Raw genomic sequence first — 6,021 nt, 5'->3', positions numbered from 1 at the left:
GGCGCCGGCAAGGAGCACCACGACGGCAAGCCCGCACCGGCGCGCCGGCGGCGCCGCCGTCGGGGCGGATCGGGCGCCGGCGCGCCCGTCGCGGGGGCCTGATTCCGCTCGTCGCGCTACGGCGTGACGAGCGAGCTGCCCGACCCGAGGGCGACGATCCTCGCGATCGCGTCCTCGGACGTCGTGTTCTCCCCCGGCACGTTCGGCTTCCCCCGGCCGTGGTAGTCGCTCGAGCCGGTCGCGATGAGGTCGTGCGCGGCGACGAGGCGCCGGAGTTCCCCGAGCGCGGGTTCGACGTTCTCGCGATGGCCGAGCTCGAAGCCCGCGAGGCCCGCGTCGAGCATGTCCCGCACGACCCGGTCGGGCAGGCGGCCGGCGCGGCCCGCCGGGTGCGCGATCACCGGCACTCCCCCGGCGCCGGCGACGGCCGCCACCGCCGCGACCGGGTCGGGCGCGTACAGGGCGACGTAGTAGTCGCTCCGAGGGGACAGGATGCCGCTGAACGCCTCGCCGCGGTCGCGGACGTGGCCGCGGGCCACCAGGGCGTCGGCGATGTGGGGCCTGCCCACCGTCGCCCCCTCGGCGGTCTGCGCCTCGATGTCCTCCCACGTGAGGTCGTAGTCGCGGCCGATCCGTTCGGCCATCGTGCGCGCACGGGAGCGCCGCGAACGCCGGATGCGGTCGGTCAGTGCGCGCAGGCCCGCATCGTCCGGGTCGACGAGGTAGGCCAGGACGTGCACGCTCCGCCATTCATGCCGCGCCGAGAGCTCCATGCCCGGCAGGAACGACATGCCGAGCGACACGGCCGCGTCGGCAGCCTCCGCCCATCCCGATGTCGTGTCGTGATCCGTCAGCGCGGCGGTCCGGATCCCGTGGCGGTGCGCCGCGGCCATGACCGCCGCGGGCGGCTCGGTGCCGTCGGAGTGATCCGAGTGCAGGTGCAGGTCGCCGGGTCCGAACGGGCCGGACGGAGCGGAGGACCCTGCGGACATGGACACGAGCGTACCGCGCGCAGAAACTCCCCAGCCTCCCCGCCTAATCTCGTGGTGTGCTGCGACTGACGGGGATCCTCTTCACGATCGCCACCGCCATCGTCGCCGCCGTCCTGACCTGGCCGCAGTTCTTCCGCCTCGAGCAGACCTTCCCGATCGCACAGCTCGTGTCGCTGCGCCCGGTGCTCGCCGTCGGCTTCGCGGTTCTCGCGCTCGTCGGCCTGCTGATCTGCCTCGGGCGCCGCACCCGCGGATTCGGCGCCGGACTCGCGATGATCGGCCTCCTCGCGAGCGGGGCGAACGTCGGCATCCTCGTCGTCCGCGGCGTCGGGACGACGGGCCTGCCCGAGAAGACGGCGGACAGCATCCGCGTCATGACGTGGAACACCGCGGGTCCCGCCACCGACGTCGATGCGATCGTCACGACCGCCATCGCGATGGACGTCGACATCGTCGCACTCCCCGAGACGAACGACGACACCGGCGAGGCGATCGCGATCGCGATGCGCGAGCGCGGCAACCCCATGTGGGTGCACGAGGAGAACTACCAGGGGTGGGACGCGACCTACACGACCCTGCTCATCTCCCCCGACCTCGGCGACTACGCCGTCGTCGAGTCCGACGCATCCGGCACCACCAACACCTCGGTCGTCCCCAGCGTCGTCGCGATGCCCGTCGACGGCGACGGTCCGATCGTCGTCGCCGTCCACGCCGTCGCCCCTCGCCAGGGCGACATGGACCACTGGCGCAGCGACCTGCGCTGGCTCGCCGACCAGTGCGCCAGCGACGACGTCATCATGGCCGGCGACTTCAACGCGACGGTCGACCACATGAGCCGGCTCGGGACCGACGGCGGCACGATGGGCCGCTGCCGCGACGCGGCGACGGCGACGGGCAACGGCGCCGTGGGGACGTGGGACACCGCGTGGCCGGCGCTGGTCGGCGCGCCGATCGACCACGTCATGACGACGGATGCCTGGCGGCCGACCGGGTCGGTGGTCGTCACCTCGCTCGACGGTTCGGGCGGCGATCACCGTCCGGTCATCGTGCAGGTGGAGCGGGCGGGCTGACGTCCCGCGCGGTCGGTGGGAGACTGGGAGGATGACCACCGACGATCGCGACACCATCGCACCGGAGACCACCGAGACCGCGGCCGCAGCGACCACCAATCGCAAGCAGCCCTTTCCCGCCGGCTTCCTCGACTCCATCTCGACGGGCTGGGCCGAGCGTCCCGCGTCGCTGCCCGAGCAGCGCGCCGAGGCACCGTACGCCGCAGCGCGCCGCGCGGCGGTCTCCGCCGCGTTCCCGGGCTCGCGCCTGGTCGTCCCCGCAGGCTCGTACAAGCAGCGCTCGAACGACACCGACTACCCCTTCCGCGCGCACTCCGCTTTCTCGCACCTGACGGGGTGGGGCGCCGACGCCGTCCCCGACTCGGTGCTCGTGTTCGAACCGACCGACGACGGCCACGACCTCACGCTGTACCTGCGCGAGCGCGCCGATCGGACGACGACCGAGTTCTACGCCGACGCCGCGATCGGCGAGTTCTGGATCGGCCCGCGCCCCGCGCTCGACGCGGTCGCGGCGGACCTCGGCATCCCCACAGCGCACATCGATGCCTTCCACAGCACGGCGGAGGACCGCACGGTCGAGGTCGACGACGAGCTCACCCGGTTCGTGTCCGAGCTGCGCCTCGTGAAGGACCCGTACGAGATCGCCCAGATGCGCCTCGCGGTCGAGGCGACCGGCCGGGGGTTCGACGACATCGTCGCCGAGCTCCCCCGCATCATCGACACGCCCCGCGGCGAGCGTGCCATCGAGGGCGTCTTCCACCTGCGCGCGCGCACCGACGGCAACGGCGAGGGGTACGACACGATCGCCGCTTCGGGTCCGCACGCCTGCTACCTGCACTGGACCCGCAACGACGGCGCGGTCGTCCCCGGCGACCTCGTGCTGATCGACGCGGGCGTCGAGGTCGACAGCCTCTACACGGCCGACATCACCCGCACCCTGCCGGTCTCGGGGACGTTCTCCGCCGTGCAGCGGCGGATCTACGACGCCGTCCTCGAGGCGGCGGATGCGGCCTTCGCCGCGGCACGCCCCGGGGTGAAGTTCCGCGCCGTCCACGAGGCGGCGATGGCCGTCATCGCCGCTCGCACGGCCGAGTGGGGCCTGCTCCCCGTGACCGCCGAGGAGGCGCTCCACGCCGACAAGGGCGGGCAGCACCGCCGGTACATGGTGCATGGCACGAGCCACCACCTGGGCATCGATGTGCACGACTGCGCGCAGGCGCGGCGGGAGATGTACTACGACGGCGAGCTCGAGCCCGGCATGGTCTTCACGATCGAGCCCGGGCTCTACTTCCAGATCGACGACCTCACGGTCCCCGAGGAGTACCGGGGCATCGGGGTGCGGATCGAGGACGACATCCTCATGACCGAGAACGGCCCGGTGAACCTGTCGGCGGACATCCCGCGCACCGCGGACGAGATCGAGGCCTGGATCGCCCGCGCCCGCTCCTGAGGACGCGTCTATGTCCGCCGTCGGGTACACCCCGCCGCCGTCGTTCACGACCCGCCCGCAGCTGACAGGGACGTTCGGCATGGCCGCGTCGACGCACGCCACGGCGACGGCGACGACCATGGCGGTGCTCGAGCGCGGCGGGAACGCGTTCGACGCCGCGTGCGCAGGCGGGTTCGTGCTGCACATCGTGGAGCCGCACCTGAACGGTCCCGGCGGCGACCTCGTCGGTCTCTTCCAACCGGCGGATGCCGCGACCCCCACGGTCCTCATGGGCCAGGGCGCGGCGCCCGCCGGCGCGACGATCGCGCACTTCCGCGCCGAGGGCCTCGACCTCGTGCCGGGCGCGGGCGGACTCGCCGCGGCCGTGCCCGCCGCCGTCGACGCGTGGCTGCTGCTGCTCCGGGACCACGGCACGTGGCCGCTGGCCGACGTCCTGTCGTTCGCGATCGGGTACGCCGAGGACGGCCATCCGCTTCTCCCCGCGGTGTCGGCGACCATCGGTCGGGTCGCCGACCTGTTCCGGGAGCACTGGCCGGCCTCCGCCGACCTGTGGATGCCCGGCGGCGCCCCCGCCGCCGCCGGCGCCCTGCATCGCAACCCGGCGTACGCCGCGGTTCTCCGACGCCTCGTCGAGGCGGGCTCGGGCGACGACCGGATTGCGGCGATCGACGCGGCACGCACCGAGTGGCGCCGGATCCTCGGCGACGCGTGCGACGAGCTCGCCCGCCCGCACCGGCACTCCAGCGGCACCGACCGCGCCGCGGTGCTCACCCGCGCGGACCTCGTCGACCCGCCGGCGGGGTACGAGGAGCCCCTCTCCATCCCGTTCCGCGGTCGCACGGTGTTCAAGGCGGGGGCGTGGACGCAGGGCCCCGCACTCCTCGAGGCGCTCCGGATCCTCGACCCGCTCCCCGACGACCGCCTCGATCCCGCGACCACGGCGGGCGCGCACACCGTCGTCGAGACGCTCAAGCTCGTCCTCGCCGACCGCGACGCCCACCTCGGCGACGGAGCGGATGCCGCGGCCCTCCTCGCGGACGACGTCGTCACCGATCGTCGGGCCGACCTCGGTGATCGGGCCTCGTCGCAGTGGCGCCCCGCGCGCCTGGCGGCTCGGGACCCGTGGCGCCCGCCGCTCCGACGCGACGGCGCCGCCGCCGCGGGCACGGGCGAACCGACCGTCGCCCGTTCGGGAGCGACCCGCGGGGACACCTGCCACATCGACGTCGCGGACCGCTGGGGCAACGTCGTCGCCGTCACGCCGTCGGGCGGGTGGCTGCAGTCGTCCCCCGTCATCCCCTCGCTCGGCTTCTGCCTCGGGACACGCCTGCAGATGACGTGGCTCGACGAGGACTCGCCCGCGGCGCTCCGGCCCGGCACGCGGCCGCGCACGACGCTGTCGCCGACCCTCGTGCACGACGGCGACACCCGCATCGCGATGGGGACGCCCGGCGGTGACCAGCAGGACCAGTGGCAGCTGCCGATGCTCCTGCGCATGTTCGTCGGCGGGTACACCGCGCAGCAGGCGATCGACGCCCCCACCCTCCACTCGACGGGCATGGTCGACTCGTTCTGGCCGCGCACGTGGGATCCGACGGGAGTCGTCGCGGAGGACCGTCTCGGCGACGAGGTCCTCGGCGGCCTCGCCGACCGGGGCCATCGGGTCACGCGCGCGGGCGACTGGTCGCTCGGACGGCTCTCGGCCGTCGGGGTCGACCGGGCCACCGGCATCCTGTGGGCGGCGGCGAACCCCCGCGGTGTGCAGGGTTACGCCGCGGGGCGCTGAACCCGCTCGCGCAGCCACGGGAGCGCGGCAGACGCGGTCGCCGCACCCACCTCGTCCGCCGGCAGAGCGCGGCCGGCGACCTCGAACGAGTGCCGGGCACCCTCGAACCAGAGGATGTCCGCGTCCCGGCACGCGGCGACCGCCGCCTCCAGGTCGGCGAGCGGCTGCAGGAACGGGTCCTTCGTCCCCGACAGGAACAGCTGGGGCGCGGCGACGGCCGGCAGGTGCGCCGTGCGGGCGTTCTCGGGCTTCCCCGGCGGGTGCAGCGGATAGCCGAGGTACACGAGCGCGTCGGGGGCGATCCGACCCTCCGCCGCGGCCATCGACGCCATCCGCCCGCCGTAGGACTTGCCCGCCGCCACGAACGGGATGCCGGGGGTCAGGCGACGACAGAACTCCTCGACGGCGGCCCACGTCTCGATCGCGTGCGCGGCGGGCCCCGGCATCCGTCGTCCTGCCTGGCGGTACGGGAAGTCGAACCGCACTGTCGTGAACCCGGCGGCGGACCAGGCTGCTGCCGCGCCGGCGAGGAAGGGGTGCTCGTGCCCCGCACCGGCGCCGTGGGCGAGCGCGACGATCCCCGCCGGATCCGGGGCGGTTTCTATCGTCGCGGCCAGTTCGACCCCGCCCGCGGGCAGGGTGACCGGGATCATCGCGGCGCGTCGGGAGCGGGAGGCTGCGCCGGTGCGCCGCCCTGCTGCGGCGCGGTCGGCGGCGGCGTCA

General features: G+C 74.2%; 5 protein-coding genes. 3 read left to right on the top strand and 2 right to left on the bottom strand.

Annotation, left to right across the window (positions count from 1 at the left end; all coding sequences use genetic code 11):
* Positions 1 to 116: 116 nt before the first annotated feature.
* Positions 117 to 992, bottom strand: a complete 876-nt coding sequence (locus NH287_RS14540) for a PHP domain-containing protein (protein ID WP_253036185.1) — start codon at positions 990 to 992, stop codon at positions 117 to 119.
* Positions 993 to 1,048: 56 nt separating this feature from the next.
* Between NH287_RS14540 and NH287_RS14535 the strand changes: the two genes are divergently transcribed.
* From NH287_RS14535 to NH287_RS14525, 3 genes are read left to right on the top strand one after another with little or no spacing between them, the layout of a single operon-like run.
* A complete protein-coding gene (locus NH287_RS14535) occupies positions 1,049 to 2,062 on the top strand; it encodes an endonuclease/exonuclease/phosphatase family protein (protein WP_253036184.1) in 1,014 nt (337 codons plus the stop codon).
* A gap of 31 nt (positions 2,063 to 2,093) precedes the next feature.
* The gene (locus NH287_RS14530) at positions 2,094 to 3,512 is read left to right on the top strand and encodes an aminopeptidase P family protein (protein WP_253036183.1); all 1,419 of its coding nucleotides are present in this window, start codon (positions 2,094 to 2,096) and stop codon (positions 3,510 to 3,512) included.
* A gap of 10 nt (positions 3,513 to 3,522) precedes the next feature.
* Positions 3,523 to 5,298, top strand: a complete 1,776-nt coding sequence (locus NH287_RS14525; protein ID WP_253036182.1) for a gamma-glutamyltransferase family protein — start codon at positions 3,523 to 3,525, stop codon at positions 5,296 to 5,298.
* Here NH287_RS14525 and NH287_RS14520 read toward each other — a convergent pair.
* Positions 5,280 to 6,021: alpha/beta family hydrolase (locus NH287_RS14520; protein ID WP_308210418.1), on the bottom strand; the 742-nt coding region annotated here is incomplete at its 5' end. The two genes, NH287_RS14525 and NH287_RS14520, sit on opposite strands and share 19 nt — an antisense overlap.

Source organism: Microbacterium sp. CnD16-F (assembly GCF_024124465.1).
Taxonomy (GTDB): Bacteria; Actinomycetota; Actinomycetes; order Actinomycetales; family Microbacteriaceae; genus Microbacterium; species Microbacterium gawkjiense.
This window is presented reverse-complemented; position numbering and strand designations above follow the sequence as displayed.